Origin of the sequence: Thermopolyspora sp. NPDC052614, from assembly GCF_040678635.1 — a bacterium.
In the GTDB taxonomy this organism is placed as follows: Bacteria; Actinomycetota; Actinomycetes; order Streptosporangiales; family Streptosporangiaceae; genus Thermopolyspora.
Genome location: NZ_JBFATZ010000015.1, coordinates 141,968 through 163,529, shown reverse-complemented (window position 1 = coordinate 163,529; position 21,562 = coordinate 141,968). Strand labels below are relative to the sequence as shown.

The window sequence follows — 21,562 nt, the reverse complement described above, 5'->3', positions numbered from 1 at the left end:
AGACAACACCCGGCTCCGATATCGGAGCCGGGCGCTGATCGGGACAGCGGCTATTTCTGCCCTTTTCCGGCCTGGTTGACCATCTCCTTGAAATCGGCGCCGGGACGAAATCTGGGCACCCAGCTCTCCGGCACTTCGATGGGCTCACCGGTCGACGGGTTGCGGGCCGTACGAGCGGGCTTGTGCACCATCTCAAACGCGCCGAAACCCGTGATCGATACCTTGTCGCCGCCGGCGACCGCGTGCTGAATCGCGTCGAGCACCGCGTTGACCGCGTCGGTCGCGGTCTTCTTGTCGCCGAGCCGGCCGGCCACCGCTTCGACGAGCTCTCGCTTGTTCATGATGTTCCCCCCTGTAACCCCTTACCCGCTTGAAATTAGGGGACACAGGCGTGGGCTTCAATCACCAGAGGCCATGTTTCGCTCGCTCGGCGTGTCGGAATAGCCGTCAAGCTCGCTCAGGAACGCCACCAGCCGCTCGTTCGCGTGATAAATGTCGCGCTTTGCCACATCACAGATCACCAGCAGCCGCTTGACGAGCCGGATGCGCTCCTCGGCCGCCACCGGCAGCACGCGGACGCGGCGGTGCGCGTCGCGCAACCGCCGCGCCAGGATCCCGTCGAGGCCGGGAAAGCTCTCGCGGAAGTGGTTCAGACGGTCGTCGGCAGCCATGACTGCCGACCATTCTCGTATGCCGCGATGTCGCCCTCGTGACGCAGGGTCAGCCCGATGTCGTCCAGGCCCTCCATCAGCCGCCAGCGGGTGTAGTCGTCGATCTCGAACGCGGCCGTGCCGCCCTCCCAGCGGACCTCGCGCCCGTCCAGGTCAACGGTGATCTCCGACGTGGGGTCGGCCTCCGAAAGGTCCTGCAGGGACGCCACGACGTCCTCGGGCAGGACCACCGGCAGCAGGCCCATCTTGGTGGAGTTGTTGCGGAAGATGTCGCCGAAGCGCGGGGAGATGACCACGCGGAAGCCGTACTGCTGCAGGGCCCACACCGCGTGCTCCCGGGAGGAGCCGGTGCCGAAGTCCGGCCCGGCGACCAGGATCGTCGCCCCCTCGTACGCCGGGTCGTTGAGCACGAAGCCGGGGTCCTCCCGCCAGGCGGCGAACAGGCCCTTCTCGAAGCCGGTGCGGCTGACCTGCTTGAGCCAGACGGCCGGGATGATCTGGTCGGTGTCGACGTTGCTGCGGCGCAGCGGCACGGCGCGGCCGGTGTGGGTGGTGAAAGCGTCCATCGTCTAGGTCTTTCTCGTGCTTCCGGGGTGTTCAGGGCGATCGGCGGTCACAGGTCGGCGGGGGCGGTCAGCCGCCCGGTCACCGCGGTCGCGGCGGCGACCTGCGGCGACACCAGGTGGGTGCGGCCCCCCTTGCCCTGCCGGCCCTCGAAGTTGCGGTTGGAGGTCGAGGCGCTGCGCTCCCCGGGGGAGAGCGTGTCGGGGTTCATGCCCAGGCACATCGAGCAGCCGGCCTCGCGCCACTCGGCCCCGGCCGCCCGGAACACCTCGTGCAGCCCCTCGGCCTCGGCCGCGGCCTTGACCTGCATGGAGCCGGGCACGACCAGCGTGCGGGTGGTCACCTTGCGCCCGCGCAGCACCTCGGCGGCGGCGCGCAGGTCCTCTAGACGCCCGTTGGTGCACGAGCCGACGAAGACCGTGTCCACCCGGATGTCGCGCAGCGGCGTGCCGGGCTTCAGGTCCATGTACGCCAGCGCCCGCTCGGCGGCGGCCCGCGCGGTCGGGTCGTCGAACCGCTCCGGCGAGGGCACCACGTCGCCGAGCGGCGCGCCCTGCCCCGGGTTGGTGCCCCAGGTGACGTACGGGGTGAGCGTCGAGGCGTCGATCTCGACGACCGTGTCGAAGACGGCGTCGTCGTCGGTGCGCAGCGACGTCCAGTACTCCACCGCCGCGTCCCAGTCCGCGCCGGTCGGCGCGTGCGGGCGGCCCTTGAGGTACGCGAACGTGGTCTCGTCCGGCGCGATCATGCCGGCCCGCGCGCCCGCCTCGATGGACATGTTGCAGACCGTCATGCGGCCCTCCATCGACAGCTTGCGCACGGCCTCGCCGCGGTACTCGACGATGTGGCCCTGGCCGCCGCCCGTGCCGATCTTGGCGATGATGGCGAGGATCAGGTCCTTGGCGGTCACGCCGACCGGCAGCTCGCCGGACACCTCGATCGCCATCGTCTTGGGCCGGTACGCCGGCAGCGTCTGCGTGGCGAGCACGTGCTCCACCTCGGAGGTGCCGATGCCGAACGCGAGCGCGCCGAACGCGCCGTGCGTGGAGGTGTGGGAGTCGCCGCACACCACCGTCATGCCGGGCTGGGTGAGCCCGAGCTGCGGGCCGATCACGTGCACGATGCCCTGCCCGGCGTCGCCCATCGGATGCAGCCGGATGCCGAACTCGGCGGCGTTCTTGCGCAGCGTCTCCACCTGCTGCTTGGACACCGGGTCGGTGATCGGGCCGAGCACCGTGGGCACGTTGTGGTCCTCGGTGGCGATGGTGAGGTCGGGGCGGCGGACCTTGCGCCCTGCCATGCGCAGGCCGTCGAACGCCTGCGGGCTGGTCACCTCGTGGATGAGGTGCAGGTCGATGAAGAGCAGGTCGGGCTCTCCCTCGGCCCGGCGGACCACATGCTGCTCCCAGACTTTCTCGGCCAGTGTCCGACCCATGATGTGAACGCCTCCTTGCGCTCCACTCTCCCGAGTGTGCATTTGCATCTCGCATAGCGAGACGGCAATATCGTCTTATGGACAACTCTAGCGGAGTCGGCGTACTCGACAAAGCAGTATTGGTGCTCAACGCCCTCGAAGCGGGCCCCGCGTCCTTGGCCCAGCTCGTGCAGGCCACCGGCCTCGCCCGCCCCACGGCGCATCGCCTCGCCTGCGCGCTGGAACATCACAGAATAGTCTCGCGCGACACCCAGGGCAGATTCGTGCTCGGCCCGCGCCTGTCGGAGTTGTCCGCCGCGGCCGGGGAGGACCGGCTGCTCGCCGTGGCCGGCCCGGTGCTCGTCCAGCTGCGCGACATCACCGGGGAGAGCGCGCAGCTCTACCGCAGGCAGGGCGACGAGCGGGTGTGCGTCGCCGCCGCCGAGCGCGCCAGCGGCCTGCGCGACACCGTCCCGGTCGGCTCGGCGCTGCCGATGACGGCGGGCTCGGCCGCGCAGATCCTGCTCGCCTGGGAGGAGCCCGACCGCCTGCACCGCGGCCTGCGCGGCGCCAAGTTCACCGCCACCACCCTGTCCGGGGTACGCCGCAGAGGCTGGGCGCACAGCGTCGCCGAACGCGAGCAGGGCGTGGCGAGCGTCTCGGCCCCCGTGCGCGGCGCGGGCGGGAAGGTCATCGCGGCGATCTCGGTCTCCGGCCCGATCGAGCGCCTCACCCGCAGCCCCGGCCGCCTGCACGCGGGCGCGGTCGTCGCCGCCGCCGAGCGCATCAGCGAGGCGATGCGGCGCAACAACTGAGCGACGACCGAGCGCCAACCAAGCGGCGACCGAGCGACGACCGACGACGACCGACGACGACCGATTCGTGAAATGGACCGTGCCGGGTTCACCGGGGATGCCGCCGGAGGCAACCTCGCAGGCGCACACCCACTAGCCTGGCGGAGTGACCGATCGCATCGAGGCCGCCGCCGCTGAGCTGCGTCCGCTGCTCCAAGAGTTCATCCTCTGGGCGCCCGACAACGCGCCCGACAGCGATCCCGACCTGGTGGGCCCGGCCGCCCTGTGGCATCGCCTCAGCGTGCGCGACGACGTCTGCCTGTGGAAGCGCGGTGACCTGCGCACCATCCTCCTCGAACGCCTGCCGAAGGTGGTCGAGGACCCCGACGAGGCCGCCGACAACATGGTCCCCGCGCTGCGGGCGTACCTGACGTTCCTGTCCACGACGGGCCGGCTCAGCAAGGGCTCGGACTCCCTCGACGCGCTCGTCAAGGAGCTCGACGCCCTGGAGGACGAGTTCGTCGACGCGATGGAGGACGTCATCGCCGACCGCGACTGGGACGAGGACGACGAGCTGGACGAGGAGGGCGAGCCGGAGGGCCTGGGCGATTTCGAGCCGTTCGCCGAGGCGCTGGCCGAGCTGCCGACCATCCGGCTGCGGCCGGACGAGGAGCTGGCCGCCGCCGCCCGCGACGTCCCGCTCATCGCCCGGGCGCGCGACCTGGCGGTGTGGGTGGGCGCCGGGCGCAAGGTGGGCGAGGAGTGGCTGCTCGGCGACGAGGAGATCGTCGAGGCGCTCGCCGCCGTCGGGCTGCCGCGGCCCGCGGACGGCGAGGGGCCGCTGGCCCAGCGCGTGCCCGAGCTGTGGAACCTGTGGAACCACGCCGTCGACCTGGAGTTCCTCACCCCGGACGGACGCGACACCGTCAGCGTCGCCGAGGACGCCGCCGCCTGGCCGTTCGACGACGACGAGGACGTGCTGGACGTGTGGATCCACGGCCTGTCCTCGATCGACTACGGCGACCCCGAGCTGGACGACGAGGACCTCGCCGAGGTCCTGGCGGGCCTGACCCGCGCGCTGCTGATCCGGCTGCTGCTCGCGGGCGGCGCGCGCCCCCTCGACGGGCTGCGCGAGGAGCTCGCCGAGGCGGTCGCCGAGCTCGACGACCTCGGCGCGGACGCCTGGGCGGACGCCGCCGAGCGCTACGGCGACCCGCTCGCCCCCGTCCTGGACTGGCTGACCGGCTACGGCATGATCGAGCGCCACCGCGAGGATGACACCGACGACGACACCGAGGCGGTACGGCTGACGCCCCTCGGCGTCGAGGGCGTCCTGCACCTGACCGACGAGTCCGGCATCGAGGTGGACGCCCGCCCGTCCATCGACTCGATGACCGCCGCCGAGCTGCTGGCGATCTGCGCCGACCTGCCGGAGGAGGACGCCGACGCCGAATTCGCCGCCTGGCTGGAACTGCGTGAGCCGCCGCAGGCCGCCGAGGAGCTGCTGGAGGCCGCCGCCGAGGACGAGGCGGACGCCCTGGTGCGGGTGCAGGCGGCGAGCATGGTCGGCTCCCTGGGCGAGGCCGCCGTGCCCGCCTGGAAGGCCGCCCTGTCCGAGCCGTCCCTGCGCCCGTACGCCGCCACCCACCTGGCCCAGCTCGGCGTCGCCGACGCCGACGAGCCCACCCAGGCGGACACGCACTGGCTGATCCTCGACATGTGGACGATCTCGGCGGGCCTCGGCCGCTCCGAGTTCGTCGGCAGCCTGCACGACATCGGCCCGGCCCCCCAGCTCGTCAGCCTGCTGGACGTCATCTGGAAGGTCCCCCACCCGCACGTGACGGACCTGCTGGAGGCCATCGCCGACGCCCACCCGGACAAGCAGGTGAGCAAGGCCGCCAAACGGGCCCTGTTCAAGGCCCGCTCGGCCGCCGCTCGCTGAGCCCGGCTCAGGACGCGTCCGCCCCGCTCCGCCGCGAACCCGGTTCGCGCGGAACGGGGCGTCCCGGCGTTCAGTGCCGGAAACGAAAAATCCGCCTCACCATGATCGGTGAAGCGGATGGTTCCTGGTAGTCCCGACCGGATTCGAACCGGCGTTACCGCCTTGAGAGGGCGGCGTCCTAGGCCACTAGACGACGGGACCTTGCCTTGTCACTCACGATCGCCGCCGTTCCCGGCGGCTTTCCTTGCGACGGCCGTAACTCTACCGTACACCGGGGGCATGGCCAAACCGATTGCCGCACCGGTCCCACCGGACGCCCCCGAAACGACAAGCATCCCCGAAACGACGAACGCGGATGCCTCTAGGAGGCATCCGCGCTGGTCAGCAATACCGCTGGGGTACCAGGACTCGAACCTAGACTAGCGGAGCCAGAATCCGCCGGGCTGCCAATTACCCCATACCCCATTGCTCGCGTCCCGTCCGGGCCGCTGGCGACTCCGAAAGGATAGCCCAGTCTCGCACCCAGCACCAAAACGTTTGCGGACCGGCCGGTCGGCGGCATGCTGGTAGGGCGTGACCACGAGAGGAGCCGACGTCTTGGCCGAGAACCCGTTCTTCGCCCCGAGCGACCTGCCGTACCAGTTGCCGCCGTTCGAGCGCATCCGAGAGGAGCACTACCTGCCGGCGTTCGAGCGCGGCATGGCCGAGCAGCTCGCCGAGGTGGAGGCGATCGCGTCGTCCGACGAGGCGCCGACGTTCGAGAACACGATCGTGGCGCTGGAGCGTTCGGGCCGGATCCTGGACCGGGTGTCGGCGGTCTTCTTCAACAAGACCTCCTCCGACACCGATCCGGGCGTACAGGAGATCCAGCAGGAGATCACCCCGAGGCTCGCCAAGCACGCCGACGCGATCCACCTCAACCGCGCCTTGTTCGCCCGCGTGAAGGCCCTGTACGAGGCCCGTGACGAGCTGGGCCTGGCCGAGGACGAGCGCTGGCTGCTCGAGCGCTACCACACCGACTTCGTCCGCGCCGGCGCCGAGCTGGACGACGCCGCCCAGGAGCGGCTGCGCGCGCTCAACGAGGAGCTCTCCACGCTGGCCACGACGTTCCAGCAGAACCTGATGAGCGACACCAACGCCCGCGCGATCGTCGTGGACGACGCGGCCGAGCTCGACGGCCTCTCCCCCGACGCCGTCCGCGCGGCGGCCGAGACGGCCCGGGAACGCGGCCTGGAGGGCAAATACGTCCTGACCCTGGTCCTCCCCACCGGACAGCCCGCGCTCGCCGAGCTGATAGACAGAGGGCTGCGGGAGCGCATCCACGCCGCCTCCGTCGGCCGGGGCCTGCGCGACAACGCCGCCCTGGTGGTGCGCATCGCCCGCCTGCGCGCCGAACGCGCCCGGCTGCTCGGCTACCCGACGCACGCCGACTACGTCGTGGCGGACCAGACCGCGCCGAGCGCCCAGGCGGTGACCGAGATGCTCGGCAAGCTCACCGCCCCCGCCGTGGCGAACGCGCACCGGGAGGCCGCCGCGCTCGACGAGCAGGCCGGTTTCGAGGTGAAGGCCTGGGACTGGGCGTTCTACGCCGAGAAGGTGCGCAAGGCCCGCTACGACATCGACGCCGCCGCGATGCGCCCCTACTTCGAGCTGGAGCGGGTGCTGCGCGACGGCGTCTTCCACGCCGCGTCCCGCCTGTACGGCCTGCGCTTCACCGAGCGCCCCGACCTGCCCGGCTACCACCCGGACGTCCGGGTCTTCGAGGTGCACGACGCCGACGGCTCCGAGCTCGGCCTGTTCCTCGCCGACCACTACGCCCGCGCCTCCAAGCGCGGCGGCGCGTGGATGAACAGCCTGGTCAAGCAGTCCCACCTGCTGGGCACCCGCCCGGTCGTGGTGAACAACCTCAACATCGTCAAGCCGCCGCCGGGCGAGCCGACCCTGCTGACCTTCGACGAGGTCAACACGATGTTCCACGAGTTCGGCCACGCCCTGCACGGCCTGTTCTCGAACGTCCGCTTCCCCCGCTTCTCCGGTACGGCGGTGCCGCGCGACTTCGTCGAGTACCCGTCCCAGGTGAACGAGATGTGGGCGGTCTGGCCGGAGGTCCTCGCCAACTACGCCCGGCACCACGAGACCGGCGAGCCGATGCCGCAGCACCTGGTGGACCGCATGCTGGAGAGCCGCCGGTTCAACCAGGGCTACGCCACGGTCGAGTACCTGGCCGCGTCCCTGCTCGACTGGGCCTGGCACACCATCGACGCCGACGAAGTCCAGGGTGAGGTCCAGGGCGAGATCGACGGCGAGGTCCAGGGCGAGGACACGGGTACGGTGGAAGAGTTCGAGGCGCGGGCGCTGCGCGAGGCGGGCCTGGCCCTGGACCGGATCCCGCCCCGCTACCGCAGCACGTACTTCGCGCACATCTTCTTCGGCGGCTACAGCGCGGGCTACTACTCCTACATCTGGAGCGAGGTGCTGGACGCCGACAGCGTGGAGTGGTTCAAGGAGAACGGCGGCCTGCTGCGCGAGAACGGCGACCGCTTCCGTCGCGAGCTGCTGTCCAAGGGCGGCAGCGTGGACGCCATGACGGCGTTCCGCGCCTTCCGGGGGCGCGAGCCGCGTCTGGAGCCCCTGCTGGAGCGCCGCGGCCTGCTGTGACACACGGCATTCGCCCCGGCCCGGCGTACTCACCCGGTCCGGGGCGTGTGCTCGTCGCGCGCGCCCGCGCTCAGGCGCCCAGCCGCTCCAGCGCCGCCCGCACCCGCGCCAGCGACCGCTCCCGCCCGAGCACCTCGATGGACTCGAACAGCGGAAGCCCGACGGTCCGCCCGGTGATGGCCACGCGCACGGGCGCCTGGGCCTTGCCGAGCTTGAGCCCGTGCGCCGCGCCGACCTCCTCCAGGGCGGTCTTGAGCGCGTCGGCGGTCCATTCGACGGTCGCCAGCCGCTCGGCGTACCCGGTGAGGATCTCCACCGGCGCGTTCTTCATGCCCTTGTCCCACGACCCCTGGTCGAAGACGGGCTCGGGCAGGAACAGGAAGTCGACGTTCCCGGTGACCTCCGACAGCACGGTGACGCGGGTCTGCGCCAGCGGCGCCACCTTGGCGAACACCTCGCGGTCGAACCCGGGGATGGTGCGCACCCACGGCAGGCACCGCTCGGTGAACTCCTCCACCGGCAGCGCGCGGATGTACTCGCCGTTGAACGCCCGCAGCTTGCGCTCGTCGAAGAACGCCGGCGAGGGGTTGACGTCCTCAAGCCGGAACAGCTCCACCATCTCCGGCCAGGGCATGATCTCCCGATCCCCGCCGGGCCCCCAGCCGAGCAGCATCAGGTAGTTGACCATCGCCTCGGCGAGGTACCCCTCGTCCCGGTAGGACTCCAGGGCGACCTTGTCGCGCCGCTTGGACAGCTTCTGCCGCTTCTCGTTGACGATGACCGGCACGTGCGCCCAGATCGGCGGAGCGGCCCCCAGCGCGGCCCAGAGCAACTGCTGCTTGGGCGTGTTCGACAGGTGCTCCTCGGCGCGTACGACGTGCGTGATGCGCTGCTCCATGTCGTCGACGACGTTGGCGAGCACGAACAGCGGCGAGCCGTCCCCGCGCGCGATGGCGAAGTCCTCCAGCGCGTCGTTGGGGAACTCCACCCGCCCCCGGATCTTGTCCTCCACCACGGTCACGCCCTCGTCGGGCGTGCGGAAACGCACCACGCCCTCGCTCAGGCCCCGGTCGCGGCAGTACCCGTCGTACCCCTGGAACTCCGACCCGGTGCGCGCCTTGACGTCCTCACGGGTGCAGTCGCAGTGGTACGCCTTGCCGTCCGCGAGCAGCTTCGCGACGGCGGCGCGGTGCTGCTCCTCGAAGGCGGACTGGAAGTAGGGCCCCTCGAAGTACGGCGAGTCGCCGCTGATGCCGAGCCAGGCGAGCGCCGAGATGATGCCCTCGGTCCACTCGGGCCGGTTGCGCGCCGCGTCGGTGTCCTCGATGCGCAGCACGAACCGCCCGCCGGACCGCTCGGCCAGCGCCCAGTTGAACAGGGCGGAACGCGCCCCGCCGACGTGGAACATGCCGGTGGGCGAGGGTGCGAAACGTACGCGCAAATCAGTCACGAGTGATCACCCGGTTGGTGAGAGTTCCGATGCCTTCGATGCCGACGCTGACCTCGTCTCCGACGTCGAGCGGGCCGACCCCCTCCGGCGTGCCGGTGAGGATCACGTCGCCGGGGATGAGGGTCATCACCTCGCTGACATGGGCGATCAACTTCGGGATGCCGTGGATGAGCTGCGAGGTGCGGGCGCTCTGCCGCAGGTCGCCGTTGACGCTTGTGGTGATCGCCAGGTCGGCCGGGTCGAGCTCGGTCTGGATCCAGGGACCGAGCGGGCAGAAGGAGTCGAACCCCTTCGCCCGGCTCCACTGCCCGTCCTTGCGCTGCAGGTCGCGGGCGGTGACGTCGTTGCCGCAGGTGTAGCCGAAGATCACCTCGTGCGCGCGCTCGACGGGCACGTCCCGGCACAGCCGGCCGATGACGACGGCCAGCTCGCCCTCGAAGTCCACCCGTTCGCTGAGCTTTGTGGGGTAGACGATGCCCTCGCCGGGCCCGATCACCGAGCTGGACGGCTTGAGGAACATCAGCGGCTCCTCGGGCGGCTCGTTGCCGAACTCCGCCGCGTGGGCGGCGTAGTTGCGCCCGATCGCGATGATCTTCGTCGGCAGCAGCGGGGCGACGAGCCGCACCTCGCCGAGCGGGTGCCGCTCCCCCGTGAACCGGATCGTCCCGAACGGGTGCCCGTCGATCCGGGCGATGACCTCCTCGCCGAGCCCGCCCTCGACCGCGCCGAAGGCGACCTCGCCGTCCTTGGAATATCTCGCTATGCGCACACCACAAGGCTAGTGCCGTACCGGACCTGCGAAGGGCGGACAGGCCGCGTCGCCCACAGCGCCGGCACGACACGTCGTCACCCTCACGTGAACATGCGCGACACAATCGTAATGACTAATAGCAGCAAATGGCTTGATTTATAAAATCTTGTCTGCTATACTGCCCACTCTCAATTGCTAGCCTCATCGGTGTCGTTCATTTCCGATGAGGAGCTTCACTGTGTGCTACGACAGCGACGCCACTCCGCCCGTCCCCGCCGCGCCTCGCATGGCCGCCACCGCCGAGCCGCTGACGCTGACCTCGGGCGACGGCGCCCGGTTCGCCGCCCACCTCGCCCGCCCCGAGCGCCCGTCCGGTACGGCCGTGCTGATCCTGCCGGACAATCGGGGCCTTTCCGGCTTCTATCAGCACCTCGCCGTCCGGCTCGCCGAGCAGGGCCACACCGCCCTCGCGATCGACTACTACGGCCGTACGGCGGGCACCGACATCGAAGCGCGCGGCGAGGACTTCGGCGCGATGGAGAACCTCATGCCGAACCACATCTCCAAGCTCACGCCCGATACCCTGTACGGCGACATCCTGGCCGCCGCCGACGTCCTGCGTTCCCCGGAGGGCGGCGGGGCCTCCTCGACGGTGTCGCTGGGCTTCTGCATGGGGGGCAGGTTCGCGTTCCTGACCGCCGCGTCCCGGTTCGGGTTCGACGGCGTCATCGGCTTCTACGGATTCCCCGACGTCCTGTTCGGCGCGCCGGGCCCCACGCAGCGCGCGGCCGAGCTGACCGCGCCGGTCCTCGGCCTGTTCGGCGGCGCGGACGAGGGCATCTCCCCGGAGGTCGTGGCCGCGTTCGGCAAGGCGCTGACCGGCGCCGGGGTCGAGCACGAGTTCGTCACCTATCCCGGCGCTCCGCACGGCTTCTTCGACCAGGGGCTTCCCGGGTACGAGGAGGCGTGCGCGGACGCGTGGCGACGTGTGATGGACTTCATCGCCGTGCGCGGCGGCGCCCGATGAGAGGATCGGGGCATGTCTGTCGTCAAGTTCAACGTTCTGACCGTGCCCGCCGAGATGCGTGAGGCGCTGGAGAAGCGGTTCGCCAACCGGGCCGGGATGGTGGAGGCCGCCGACGGCTTCGAGTGGTTCGAGCTGCTGCGCCCGGTGGAGGGCACCGACCGCTTCATCGTCTACACCCGCTGGCGCAGTGAGGAGGACTTCCAGCGCTGGCAGAGCAGCCAGGCGTTCCAGGCCGGGCACGCCCAGGCCGCGGCCGACGCGCAGGCACAGGGTCACGGGCACGGGCAGGGGCACGGGCAGGGTCCCGCGGCCACCGCCTCGGAGATCTGGTCGTTCGAAGTCGTGCAGAGCGCCGGGCCGAAAACCGACACGGAGTGACACGAATTACAGCACCTCGATAACAATGTGCTGAATGTGACGCGTGTGCCTTGACCGGGCTGCTGTGATTCGGACAGCATGATCCGCTCTGTGAGCTCGTGCCGGGCCCTTCCGGCACGGGCTCTCGTCGTACCCGGGAAGGAAGAGGCGTGCGCGGCCGCACCCAAGGCATCGCTCTGTTGTCGGTTCTACTGGCGGCCGGAGTCGTCGCGCCTCCCGCCGCCGCCCAGACGGCCGCCGCGGCCCACCAGGCCGCCCCCAAGCGCACCGCCGCCTGCCAGGGCGACTGGCTGCCCGCCACGCCCACCTCCGAGGACATCATGGCGGGCAAACTGGAGTTCGTCGGCCTTCCGGCGGTCACGGTGGGGCAGGACGTGAACTGGCACACCAACCCGTACCGCAACCGCTCCTGGGGGATGGTCTTCCACTCGCTGCGGTGGATGGGCCGCCTCGTCGCCGACTACGAGACCTCCGGCAACGAGAAGTACCTCGCCCGCGCCATCGAGGTCGCCAAGGACTGGGTGGCGGACAACCCGCGCGGCGGGCGCGGCACCGACCAGTACGCCTGGGCCGAGCACCCGGTGGCGTTGCGCGCCCCCGCCCTGGTCTGCCTCAGCATGCACGTCAACGCGGACTGGCTCAAGCGCAGCCTCGCCGAGCACGCCAAGGTGCTCGCCAACCCCGCCCTGTACGAGAAGGGCCACAACCACGGCCTCGACCAGGACATCGGCCTGCTCGGCATCGGCTGCCGGTACCGGCAGAGCAAGTGGAGCGGCCTGGCCGTACGGCGGATGACGTCCTCGGCGAGGCTCGCGATCGACTCCCAGGGGGCGCTGCAGGAGCAGGCGCCGCGCTACGGCGTCTACGTGTACGAGCGCATGGCCGTGGCGATCGAGAAGATCAAGGACTGCGGCCTCAAGGTGCCCGCCGAGCTGACCCGGCGGTGGAACTCGCTCGCCTCCTACATCACCCACGCCACCCAGCCCAACGGCAACATGGTGGCGATCGGCGACGGCGGCCCCGACGTGCGGCCCGCCGGATACGACCACGACAAGCAGAAGGTGAAGGTGTTCCACCAGGCCGGGTACGTCTTCGGCCGCACCGCCTGGGACAAGCCCGAGTCGGCCTACTACTCGATCCGGTTCGGGCCCGGCCTGAAGTACCACGGCCACGAGGATCACCTGGGCGTCACCTACTACGCGCAGGGCCGGGACGTGCTCGTCGACGTCGGCTTCCACTCCTACGAGAAGTCGGCCTACCGCTACTGGACGATGTCGCCGGAGGCGCACAACGTCCCCGTCATCGCCGGGGCGCGTTTCCGCCCCCATACGGCCAGCAAGCTCACCCGCGCCCGGCTCGGCACGCAGCGCCAGACGTACAAGCTCACCGACAACGCCTACGGCGTGCGCCGCACCCGGTCGGTGCTGGTCAACCACGGCGACGATCTGATGGCCGTGCTCGACACCGCGCCGAAGGGGTCGAGGCTGCGCAACCTGTGGCATTTCCCCGCCGACCTGAAGGTGCTGTCCAACGGCGGCGGGCGGATCGTCCTGGGCGCGCAGGGCGGCGCGAGTGACGGCAAGGACGGCGACGGCGGCAGGGACTGGCGGGTGAGCCTGGTGCAGCTCGCCATGCCCTCCTGCACGCCCGTCGGCGGCCAGTCGGTCAAGATCGGCCAGACCTCGCCGTTCCAGGGCTGGGTGTCCCCGGCGTACATGCGCAAGGAGAAGGCGCCCGCCGTCGTCTCGCCCGAGGCGGGCGCCCTGCTCACGGTGATCGTGCCCGGCACCGACGCGCCCGACGTGTCCTGCTCGGGCGGCAAGGTGACCGTGCACACCGCCGGCGGGAAGGTGTCCTTCCGCGCGAGCGGCTCCGGCGATCTCTCCTAGAGGCTGTGCCCGGCGCGGAGCAGGCCGAAGGTGACGGCCTGCTCCAGGGCCTGCCAGGAGGCGGCGATGATGTTCTCGTCCACGCCGACGGTGGACCACTCGCCGGTGAGGTCGCTGGAGGTGATGAGCACCCGGGTGACCGCGCCGGTGCCGTGGGTGCCCTCCAGGATGCGCACCTTGAAGTCGATCAGCTCCAGCTCGGCGAGCTCGGGGTAGAGCTTCTCCAGCGCGAGCCGCACGGCCTTGTCGAGGGCGTTGACCGGGCCGTTGCCCTCGCCGGTGGCGACGATGCGCTCGCCCTTGGCGTGCAGCTTCACCGTCGCCTCGCTCACCACCTCGCCGGACGACAGCCGCTCGACGATCACCCGCCAGGACTCGACGGTGAAGTGCCGCCGGGCCTCGCCGTTCACCGTGTCGCGCAGCAGCAGCTCGAAGGAGGCGTCGGCGGCCTCGAAGGTGTGGCCCTTGGCCTCCAGCTCCTTCACCCGCTCCACCAGCTCGCGGGACTGCGCGGCGTCGAGGGTGTAGCCGAGCTCGCGGCCCTTCAGCTCGACCGAGGCGCGGCCGGCCATGTCGGAGACGAGCATGCGCATGTCGTTGCCGACGGCGGCGGGGTCGATGTGCTGGTACAGGTTCGGGTCCACCTTGATCGCCGAGGCGTGCAGACCCGCCTTGTGCGCGAAGGCCGAGACGCCCACGTACGGCTGGTGCGAGTTCGGTGTGACGTTCGTCACTTCGGAGACGGCGTGGGCGATCCGCGTCATGTCCCGCAGCGACTCCGGCGGCACGAGGTCGAAGCCCCGCTTGAGCTGCAGGTTCGCCACGACCGTGAACAGGTTGGCGTTACCGGAGCGCTCGCCGTACCCGTTGACGCAGCCCTGCACGTGCGTGGCGCCGGCGCGGACGGCGGCGAGGGTGTTGGCGACGGCGCAGCCGGTGTCGTCGTGGCAGTGGATGCCGAGGCGGGCCTCGGTCTCGGCGACGGCGGCGACGACCTCGGCGAGCTCGTCGGGGAGCATGCCGCCGTTGGTGTCGCACAGGGCGATCACGTCGGCGCCGGCCTCGGCGGCGGTGCGGACGACCTCCAGCGCGTACGCCGGGTTCGCCTTGTAGCCGTCGAAGAAGTGCTCGGCGTCGAGGAAGACCCGCCGGCCCTCCGCACGCAGGTGGGAGACCGTGTCGCGGATCATCGCGAGGTTCTCCTCCAGGGTCGTGCGGAGGGCCAGCTCGACGTGCCGGTCGTGGCTCTTGGCGACGAGCGTCACGACCGGTGCGCCCGACTCGCGCAGCGCGGCGACCAGGGGGTCGTCGGCCGCCTTCACCCCTGCCCGGCGGGTCGCGCCGAACGCGGCGAGCTGCGCGTGTTTCAGGTCGAGCTCTGTTTGAGCGCGCCTGAAGAACTCGGTGTCCTTGGGGTTGGCGCCGGGCCAGCCGCCCTCGATGAAGCCGACGCCCAGGCCGTCCAGGTGCCGCGCGATGGCGAGCTTGTCGGCCACGCTCAGGTTGAGGCCCTCCTGCTGGGCGCCGTCGCGAAGCGTGGTGTCGTACACGTGGAACCGGTCGTCGGCCATGATGTTTCTTCTCTCCTATGCGGGATGCTCCTCGCCCGCGCGGTCGTTGCCCCAAAACAAAAGACCCCTCACGGACGTGAGAGGTCTGCGCGCCGGCGAAGTCCTGATTACGTGCCGGCGCGCCTGCCGATAATGAGCAGACCGTTGAACATGGTGTCTAGCAGTGTGCCACACCCCGGCACCGATTCGCACATCGGGGACAATGATCCGCATGAAGTCTTCCGCGTACCTCGCCGACCACGTCGCCCGCTACACCCTCGCGCACACCACGCCGCCCGACCCGCTGCTGGAGGAGCTCGCGGCGGAGACCCACGCCCTCACCGGCGACAACGCGGGGCTGCAGATCTCCCCCGAGCAGGGGCCGCTGCTCACCATGCTCACCCAGCTCGCCGGCGCGCGGAACGCCGTCGAGGTGGGCACGTTCACCGGTTACTCCTCGATCTGCATCGCCCGCGGGCTCGCCCCGGGCGGGCGGCTGACGTGCTTCGACATCAGCGAGGAGTGGACCTCGATCGCCCGCCGGTACTGGGCGCGGGCCGGGCTCGACGACCGGGTGGAGCTCCGCCTGGGCCCGGCGGCGCGGAACCTGGCGGAGCTTCCCGAGACCGAGACGATCGACTTCGCGTTCATCGACGCCGACAAGGGCGGCTACCCGACGTACTACGAACTGATCCTGGCGAGGCTGGTGCCCGGCGGTCTGATCGTCGTCGACAACACGCTGCGCCGCGGCCGGGTCGCCGAGGCCCCCGCCGCCGGGGACGACCCGATCGTCCGCGTGACGCGCGAGTTCAACGACCTGGTCATCGCCGACGACCGGGTCACCACGGTGCTGCTGCCGTTCGCGGACGGGCTCACGCTCATCCGCAAACGGTGACCGTCAGCAGATCTTGTGCACCCAGTCGTGGGTGTCGGGGCGCGTGCCGTACTGGATGCCGACGAGCTCCTCGCGCAGCCGCATCGTGATCGGGCCGGGCGTGCCGTCCCCGATCGTCCAGCCTCCGTCCGCGCCCTTCACCGAGCCGACCGGGGTGATGACGGCGGCGGTGCCGCACGCGAACACCTCGGTCAGCTCGCCGGACTCGCAGCCGGCCCGCCACAGGTCCACCGAGATCTTGCCCTCCTCGGCGATGAGGCCGAGGTCGCCGGCGAGCCGCAGCAGCGAGTCGCGGGTGATGCCGGGCAGCAGCGTGCCGGTGAGGGCCGGGGTGAGCAGGCGGTCGCCGAACACGAAGAACAGGTTCATGCCGCCCATCTCCTCGACCCAGCGGTGCTCGAACGCGTCGAGCCACACCACCTGGTCGCAGCCGTTCTGCACGGCCTGCCGCTGGGCGACGAACGCCGCCGCGTAGTTGCCGCCGCACTTGGCGAAGCCGGTGCCGCCGGGGGCGGCGCGCGTGTAGTCCTTCGACAGCCACACCGAGACCGGCTTGACGCCGCCGGCGAAGTACGACGCCGCCGGGGAGGCGATCGCGATATAGCGGTAGCGCGCCGAGGGGTGGTTCACGCCGAGGCCCGTCTGCGTGGCGATCATGAAGGGGCGCAGGTAGAGGCTGTGGCCCTCGGTGGTCGGCACCCAGTCGCGGTCGGTCTGCACGAGCAGTTCGAGCGACTCGACGAACACGTCCTCGGGCAGCTCGGGCATCGCCATGCGGGCGGCCGAGGTGTTGAACCGGGCCGCGTTCGCGAACGGGCGGAACATCACGATCGAGCCGTTCGCCTGCCGGTACGCCTTCAGCCCCTCGAACAGCTCCTGCGCGTAGTGGAAGACCGCCGTCGCCGGGTCGAGGGTGAGCGGGCCGTACGGGACGAGCCTGGCGTCGTGCCAGCCGCGTCCCTCGGTGTAGTCGATCGTGATCATGTGATCGGTGAAGTGCTGACCGAATCCCGGATTCGCCAATACCCGCTCGCGCTCCTCCGGAGTACGCGCGTGGTCAGAGAGCTGCACGTCGAAGGTGAGCCGTTGAGCGGTGGTCATGACGAAGATCCTTCTCTGTCAGTGGTCGCGCCCATCCATTGTGGCCCGCGACCAGTCCTCGGGAAAACTAGCGCATCAATCCGGCGTAACGGGAGATACAAGGACAGCAAAACGCGCACGGCGGTGCGTGGCCGCCGTGCGCGTTCGCTGGGATCGAGTGGCGGCCCGTCAGCCCGCTACTCGTGCGGCGAGGTCGTCGCCGATCTGGCTGGTGGTACGGCCGAGCGCCGCGCCCGACCGCTCGGCGAGGTCGGCCGCGACGGCGCGCTCGACCCGGGCGGCCTCGTCGGCCAGGCCCAGGTGGTCCAGGAGCATGGCGACCGACAGCACGGTGGCGGTCGGGTCGGCCTTGCCCTGGCCCGCGATGTCCGGGGCGCTGCCGTGCACCGGCTCGAACATGCTCGGCGCGGTGCGCTCGGGGTTGACGTTGCCGCTCGCCGCCAGGCCGATGCCGCCGGCGATCGCGGCGCCGATGTCGGTGAGGATGTCGCCGAACAGGTTGTCGGTGACGATCACGTCGAACCGGGCGGGCTGGGTGACGAAGAACATCGACGCGGCGTCGACGTGGCAGTAGTCGACGGTGACGTCCGGGAACTCGGGCGCGATGGCGTCGACCGTGCGCGCCCACAGGTCGCCGGCGAAGGTGAGCACGTTGGTCTTGTGCACCAGCGTGAGCTTCTTGCGCGGCCGGGCCCGGGCCTTCTCGAACGCGTAGCGGACCACCCGGGACACGCCGTACGCGGTGTTGAACGACTCCTGCGTGGCGATCTCGTGCGGGGTGCCGCGGCGCATCACGCCGCCCGCCCCGGCGTACGGGCCCTCGGTGCCCTCGCGGACGACGATCATGTCGATGTCCTCGGGACCGGCGGCGGCGATCGGGGTGGCGACCCCCGGGAAGAGCTTGACCGGGCGCAGGTTGACGTAGTGGTCGAGCTCGAAGCGCAGCCTCAGCAGCAGGTCGCGTTCGAGCACGCCGGGCGGCACGCTCGGGTCGCCGACGGCGCCGAGCAGGATGGCGTCGTAGCCGCGCAGCTCTTCGAGGACCGCGTCGGGCAGCGTCTCGCCGGTGGCGTGGTAGCGCTTGGCGCCGAGGTCGTATGTGGTCGTCTCCGCCTTGACCCCGACGGTGTCGAGGACCTTCAGGCCCTCCGCGACGACCTCGGTGCCGATGCCGTCACCGGGGATGACCGCCAGGTTGAGCGTGCCGTTAGTATCCAGCATGGGCGTACCTTACCGCGTACCTTCTCGGTTTCTTATCGGTACTGCGGCGGCGGCACGGGCCCGCCGTTGTCGCGCCGGTCCAGGGCGAACTGCACGGCGTCGGCGGCCTCGGTCTCGTGCTCCTCGGTGGGGTTCTGCCTGCTCCAGGCATACATGTCGTACATCTCAGTCTCGTTCCATTGCGGCGTGGGCGCGCAGGAGGCGCGCCCACCATCAGCGGACCATGGCTACGGGGCGATCAGCCGACAACGGCGCACTCCGCGGCGGGCCGTCGGCTTGCCCCTGGCAAGGTCCCGCCGCGGCAGGCGATGAGTACGAGCACCTGGCGCATTCCGCTGCCAGATTACCCGCCGCCCCGGCAATCGTCTCGCCCCGTAGCATGGGTTCTCACATGGTGAGACGCTCCCTACTCGGCGAGGTCCACGCGGCGGCCGGTGTCGGCGCCGATGCCGGCGACGATCTGCTCCAGCACGTCGTCGGGGATCGCCGAGTCGACGGTGAGCGAGATGAGCGCCTTGCCGCCCTTGGCGTCCCGGGAGACCTGCATCGAGGCGATGTTCACGCCGTGCTCGCCGAGGATCTTGCCGACGATGCCGACGATCCCGGGCCGGTCGACGTAGGTGAAGAACGCCAGGTGGTCGGTCGGCTCGATCTCGATGTCGAAGCCGTTGATGTTCACCAGCTTCTGGATCTGCCGCGGGCCGGAGAGCGTGCCGGACACCGTGATCGTGCGGCCGTCGGCGAGCACGCCGCGCACGGTCACCACGTTGCGCCAGTCGGGGCTCTCCTCGCTGGTGACCAGCTCGACGGCGACGCCGCGGTCCTTGGCCAGCAGCGGGGCGTTGACGTAGGTGACGGCCTCCTCGACCACGTCGGTGAACACGCCCTTGAGCGCGGCCAGCTCCAGCACCCGCACGTCCAGCGCGGCGATCTCGCCGCGGATCTCCACGTCGAGGCGGGTGGCGACCTCGCCGGCCAGGGCGGTGAACACCCGGCCCAGCTTCTCGGCGAGCGGCAGGCCCGGCTTGACGTCCTCGGCGACCGCGCCGCCCTGAACGTTCACCGCGTCGGGCACGAACTCGCCGGCGAGCGCGAGCTTGACGCTGCGCGCCACCTGGGTGCCGGCCTTCTCCTGGGCCTCGTGGGTGGAGGCGCCCAGGTGCGGGGTGACCACGACCTGGTCCAGCTCGAACAGCGGGCTGTCGGTGCACGGCTCCTTGGCGAACACGTCCAGGCCGGCGCCGGCGACGCGGCCCTCCTTGATCGCCGCGTACAGCGCGTTCTCATCGACGATGCCGCCGCGGGCGACGTTGATGATCCGCACCGACGGCTTGACCAGGTGCAGCTCGCGGTCGCCGACCAGGCCGATCGTCTCCTTGGACTTCGGCAGGTGCACGGTGATGAAATCGGAGCGCTTGAGCACCTCGTCCAGCGACACCAGGCGCACGCCCATCTGCGCGGCGCGGGCCGGCTGCAGGTACGGGTCGTAGGCGATCAGCTCGACGCCGAACGGCGCGAGCCGCTGGGCCACGAGCTGGCCGATGCGGCCGAGGCCGAGGATGCCGACGACCTTCTGGTCCAGCTCGACGCCGGTGTACTTCGAGCGCTTCCACTCCCCGCCCTTGAGCGCGGCGTGGCCCTGGGCCACGTTGCGCGCGGTGGCGAGGATGAGCGCGATGGTGTGCTCGGCGGCGCTGACGATGTTGGAGGTGGGCGCGTTGACGACCATGACGCCGGCCTTCGTGGCGGCCTCCACGTCGACGTTGTCCAGGCCGACGCCGGCGCGGGCGACCACGCGCAGGCGCGGGGCGTGCGCGAGGGCCTCGGCGTCGACCTGGGTGGCGCTGCGGACGATGAGCGCGTCCGCCTCCGCCAAGGCCGGCAGCAGCGCGGACCGGTCGGCTCCGTCGGTCTGGCGGACCTCGAAGTCGGCGCCGAGTACGGCGAGACCCGCTTCGGAAAGCTCCTCGGCGACGAGTACGACGGGCTTGTTCACAGGTAGACCCTTCGGAAGGTGCGGCTGCTCGGACGCACACGAGTCTAGTCCGAGCATGTGAAAGCTCTCACAAGCGTCCGCCATGCGAGACTGGAGCTCCGACCTGGCTAGGACAAGTTGGTATTGCTCAAGCGAAATTTTGGCGATTACGCTGCTAAAGTCATGGATCTCTCCGTATCGTTCGCCTTATGAGCATCGGGAACCCCGCTCTCGGCGAAGTGCTCGCACAGCACGGCAGCCCGCACCGTCTGCTCGCCGCATTCGCCGAAGGGGGAATCCTGGTCGCCGTGCGCCCGGACCGGTCCGTCGTGCTCGGCACGACGCAGGCCGGAGACCGCGTGTTGCTCGGCTACACCAGTCCGGCCACGTACGCGCGCCACCGCGGCAGCCACAAGCTGTCGGAGTGCGACGCCGACACGGTCATCGACATCCAGCGGGTGACGGGTGTGCGGGAGATCGTCATCGACGCGGCCGGGCCCGCCGCGGCGGCGATACCGATCGCGGATCTCCAGCGCTACCTGGAGGTGAACCGCAGCGGTCCGTCCCCCGCCCTGGCGGCCCCCCGGACCGGCACGCGGACCCCCACGGCGTACGCGACCGGGGCGATGGCCACCGTGCCGCGCATGCCCGCCTACCGGGACACGCCGCAGCAGCAGGGCGCGCCGGCGCAGGGCCCGTCGATGTTCACGCCGCCGCCTCGCAACGTGCAGACGCCGCCGCCCGCCCAGCCGGCCCGCCGCATGCCCGCGCTCCCGGCTCCGGCCCCCGCCGCGCCGCCGGCCGCCGCCGGGCATGTCCCGGGGCAGGCGTGGATCCCCGCGCCGCGGCCGCATCTGTCCGGCCCGATGCAGCAGGTGGATCCCGGATACAAGCGGACCAACCACCCGATCCTGCCGGGGCTGCGCGTGGCCGTCGCCGAGCTGCTGTGCGACTTCCCGCTCGTGCACCACGTGTGGATCTCCGGGGCGCGCACGGTCTCCGGCGCGGACGGCATCATGCTGCACGTCAAGGTCCACTCGGCGGTCGCGGAGGACATCGTCAAGGACCTGCACCGCCTGGTGCGGGCACGCCTGCCGCAGCTCGCGGCGAGCGGCGCGCCGGTCCTGATGGCGCGGGTCGCGGACGCGAACACCGAGCGGCGGATGATCGAGATCGGCGCGCACGTGGTGTGCGCGGGCGTGGCCGATTGACGCGCTCCCCGGCCTGAAGGCCGGGGATTCAGCCTGTGCCGCGTGTGCGGCACTTCTGTGGCTTCCTGTTT

19 protein-coding genes and 2 tRNA genes are annotated in these 21,562 nt (G+C 70.8%); 8 read left to right on the top strand and 13 right to left on the bottom strand.

Annotated features, from left to right (window positions below):
- Positions 1–50: 50 nt before the first annotated feature.
- The 4 genes from AB0K60_RS27935 to leuC are packed head-to-tail and all read right to left on the bottom strand — an operon-like array spanning position 51 to position 2,670.
- Positions 51–341 (bottom strand): HU family DNA-binding protein, encoded by a 291-nt coding sequence (locus tag AB0K60_RS27935; protein ID WP_364061300.1) that lies wholly within the window; start codon positions 339–341, stop codon positions 51–53.
- 57 nt (positions 342–398) lie between these two features.
- Positions 399–671, bottom strand: a complete 273-nt coding sequence (locus AB0K60_RS27930; protein ID WP_364061297.1) for a hypothetical protein — start codon at positions 669–671, stop codon at positions 399–401.
- On the bottom strand, positions 650–1,237 hold the full coding sequence (gene leuD, locus AB0K60_RS27925) for a 3-isopropylmalate dehydratase small subunit (protein WP_364061294.1): 588 nt from the start codon (positions 1,235–1,237) through the stop codon (positions 650–652). The genes AB0K60_RS27930 and leuD overlap by 22 nt, the downstream gene beginning before the upstream one ends.
- A 47-nt stretch (positions 1,238–1,284) precedes the next feature.
- Complete coding sequence (gene leuC / locus AB0K60_RS27920) at positions 1,285–2,670, bottom strand: 3-isopropylmalate dehydratase large subunit (protein WP_364061291.1); 1,386 nt, start codon at positions 2,668–2,670, stop codon at positions 1,285–1,287.
- Between the two features lie 77 nt (positions 2,671–2,747).
- Between leuC and AB0K60_RS27915 the strand changes: the two genes are divergently transcribed.
- Both AB0K60_RS27915 and AB0K60_RS27910 read left to right on the top strand, forming a co-directional pair.
- Complete coding sequence (locus AB0K60_RS27915; RefSeq protein ID WP_364061288.1) at positions 2,748–3,464, top strand: IclR family transcriptional regulator; 717 nt, start codon at positions 2,748–2,750, stop codon at positions 3,462–3,464.
- A gap of 145 nt (positions 3,465–3,609) precedes the next feature.
- Positions 3,610–5,385, top strand: a complete 1,776-nt coding sequence (locus AB0K60_RS27910; RefSeq protein WP_364061285.1) for a hypothetical protein — start codon at positions 3,610–3,612, stop codon at positions 5,383–5,385.
- A gap of 125 nt (positions 5,386–5,510) precedes the next feature.
- On the opposite strand, the gene AB0K60_RS27905 is transcribed toward AB0K60_RS27910, so the two are convergent.
- Positions 5,511–5,586: transfer RNA gene (locus AB0K60_RS27905), tRNA-Glu, on the bottom strand.
- Between the two features lie 192 nt (positions 5,587–5,778).
- Positions 5,779–5,850 (bottom strand) — tRNA-Gln (locus tag AB0K60_RS27900).
- A gap of 132 nt (positions 5,851–5,982) precedes the next feature.
- Between AB0K60_RS27900 and AB0K60_RS27895 the strand changes: the two genes are divergently transcribed.
- Entirely contained in the window at positions 5,983–8,043 is a 2,061-nt protein-coding gene (locus tag AB0K60_RS27895; protein WP_364061409.1) for a M3 family metallopeptidase, read from the top strand.
- Between the two features lie 70 nt (positions 8,044–8,113).
- Here the strand turns inward: AB0K60_RS27895 and gltX are convergent, their stop codons facing one another.
- Both gltX and AB0K60_RS27885 read right to left on the bottom strand, forming a co-directional pair.
- Positions 8,114–9,493, bottom strand: a complete 1,380-nt coding sequence (gene gltX / locus AB0K60_RS27890; protein ID WP_364061282.1) for a glutamate--tRNA ligase — start codon at positions 9,491–9,493, stop codon at positions 8,114–8,116.
- Positions 9,486–10,262 (bottom strand): fumarylacetoacetate hydrolase family protein, encoded by a 777-nt coding sequence (locus tag AB0K60_RS27885; RefSeq protein WP_364061279.1) that lies wholly within the window; start codon positions 10,260–10,262, stop codon positions 9,486–9,488. Before AB0K60_RS27885 ends, gltX begins: the two co-directional genes overlap by 8 nt.
- 220 nt (positions 10,263–10,482) lie before the next feature.
- On the opposite strand from AB0K60_RS27885, the gene AB0K60_RS27880 reads away from it, so the two are divergent.
- The 3 genes from AB0K60_RS27880 to AB0K60_RS27870 all read left to right on the top strand — a co-directional run bounded on the left by AB0K60_RS27880 (position 10,483) and on the right by AB0K60_RS27870 (position 13,538).
- A complete protein-coding gene (locus tag AB0K60_RS27880) occupies positions 10,483–11,271 on the top strand; it encodes a dienelactone hydrolase family protein (protein WP_364061276.1) in 789 nt (262 codons plus the stop codon).
- Between the two features lie 12 nt (positions 11,272–11,283).
- Complete coding sequence (locus tag AB0K60_RS27875; protein ID WP_364061273.1) at positions 11,284–11,649, top strand: antibiotic biosynthesis monooxygenase; 366 nt, start codon at positions 11,284–11,286, stop codon at positions 11,647–11,649.
- A 149-nt stretch (positions 11,650–11,798) separates the two neighbouring features.
- On the top strand, positions 11,799–13,538 hold the full coding sequence (locus AB0K60_RS27870) for a heparinase II/III family protein (RefSeq protein WP_364061270.1): 1,740 nt from the start codon (positions 11,799–11,801) through the stop codon (positions 13,536–13,538).
- On the opposite strand, the gene cimA is transcribed toward AB0K60_RS27870, so the two are convergent.
- Positions 13,535–15,109 (bottom strand): citramalate synthase, encoded by a 1,575-nt coding sequence (cimA, locus tag AB0K60_RS27865; protein ID WP_364061267.1) that lies wholly within the window; start codon positions 15,107–15,109, stop codon positions 13,535–13,537. The genes AB0K60_RS27870 and cimA overlap by 4 nt on opposite strands.
- Before the next feature lie 211 nt (positions 15,110–15,320).
- On the opposite strand from cimA, the gene AB0K60_RS27860 reads away from it, so the two are divergent.
- Positions 15,321–15,983 (top strand): O-methyltransferase, encoded by a 663-nt coding sequence (locus AB0K60_RS27860; protein WP_364061264.1) that lies wholly within the window; start codon positions 15,321–15,323, stop codon positions 15,981–15,983.
- Between the two features lie 3 nt (positions 15,984–15,986).
- On the opposite strand, the gene AB0K60_RS27855 is transcribed toward AB0K60_RS27860, so the two are convergent.
- From AB0K60_RS27855 to serA, 4 genes are all read right to left on the bottom strand, one after another.
- Positions 15,987–17,084, bottom strand: coding sequence for a branched-chain amino acid aminotransferase (locus AB0K60_RS27855; protein WP_364061261.1), 1,098 nt, complete (start codon positions 17,082–17,084; stop codon positions 15,987–15,989).
- A 168-nt stretch (positions 17,085–17,252) separates the two neighbouring features.
- Positions 17,253–18,305 (bottom strand): 3-isopropylmalate dehydrogenase, encoded by a 1,053-nt coding sequence (locus tag AB0K60_RS27850; RefSeq protein ID WP_364061258.1) that lies wholly within the window; start codon positions 18,303–18,305, stop codon positions 17,253–17,255.
- Between the two features lie 32 nt (positions 18,306–18,337).
- Positions 18,338–18,469 carry a hypothetical protein gene (locus AB0K60_RS27845; protein WP_364061256.1) on the bottom strand — a complete coding sequence of 44 codons (132 nt, stop codon included), beginning with the start codon at positions 18,467–18,469 and terminating at the stop codon, positions 18,338–18,340.
- A gap of 242 nt (positions 18,470–18,711) precedes the next feature.
- On the bottom strand, positions 18,712–20,301 hold the full coding sequence (gene serA, locus AB0K60_RS27840) for a phosphoglycerate dehydrogenase (RefSeq protein ID WP_364061253.1): 1,590 nt from the start codon (positions 20,299–20,301) through the stop codon (positions 18,712–18,714).
- Positions 20,302–20,489: 188 nt separating this feature from the next.
- Here serA and AB0K60_RS27835 point away from each other — a divergent pair, with 188 nt between their 5' ends.
- Positions 20,490–21,491, top strand: coding sequence for a hypothetical protein (locus AB0K60_RS27835; RefSeq protein WP_364061250.1), 1,002 nt, complete (start codon positions 20,490–20,492; stop codon positions 21,489–21,491).
- Positions 21,492–21,562 lie beyond the last annotated feature (71 nt).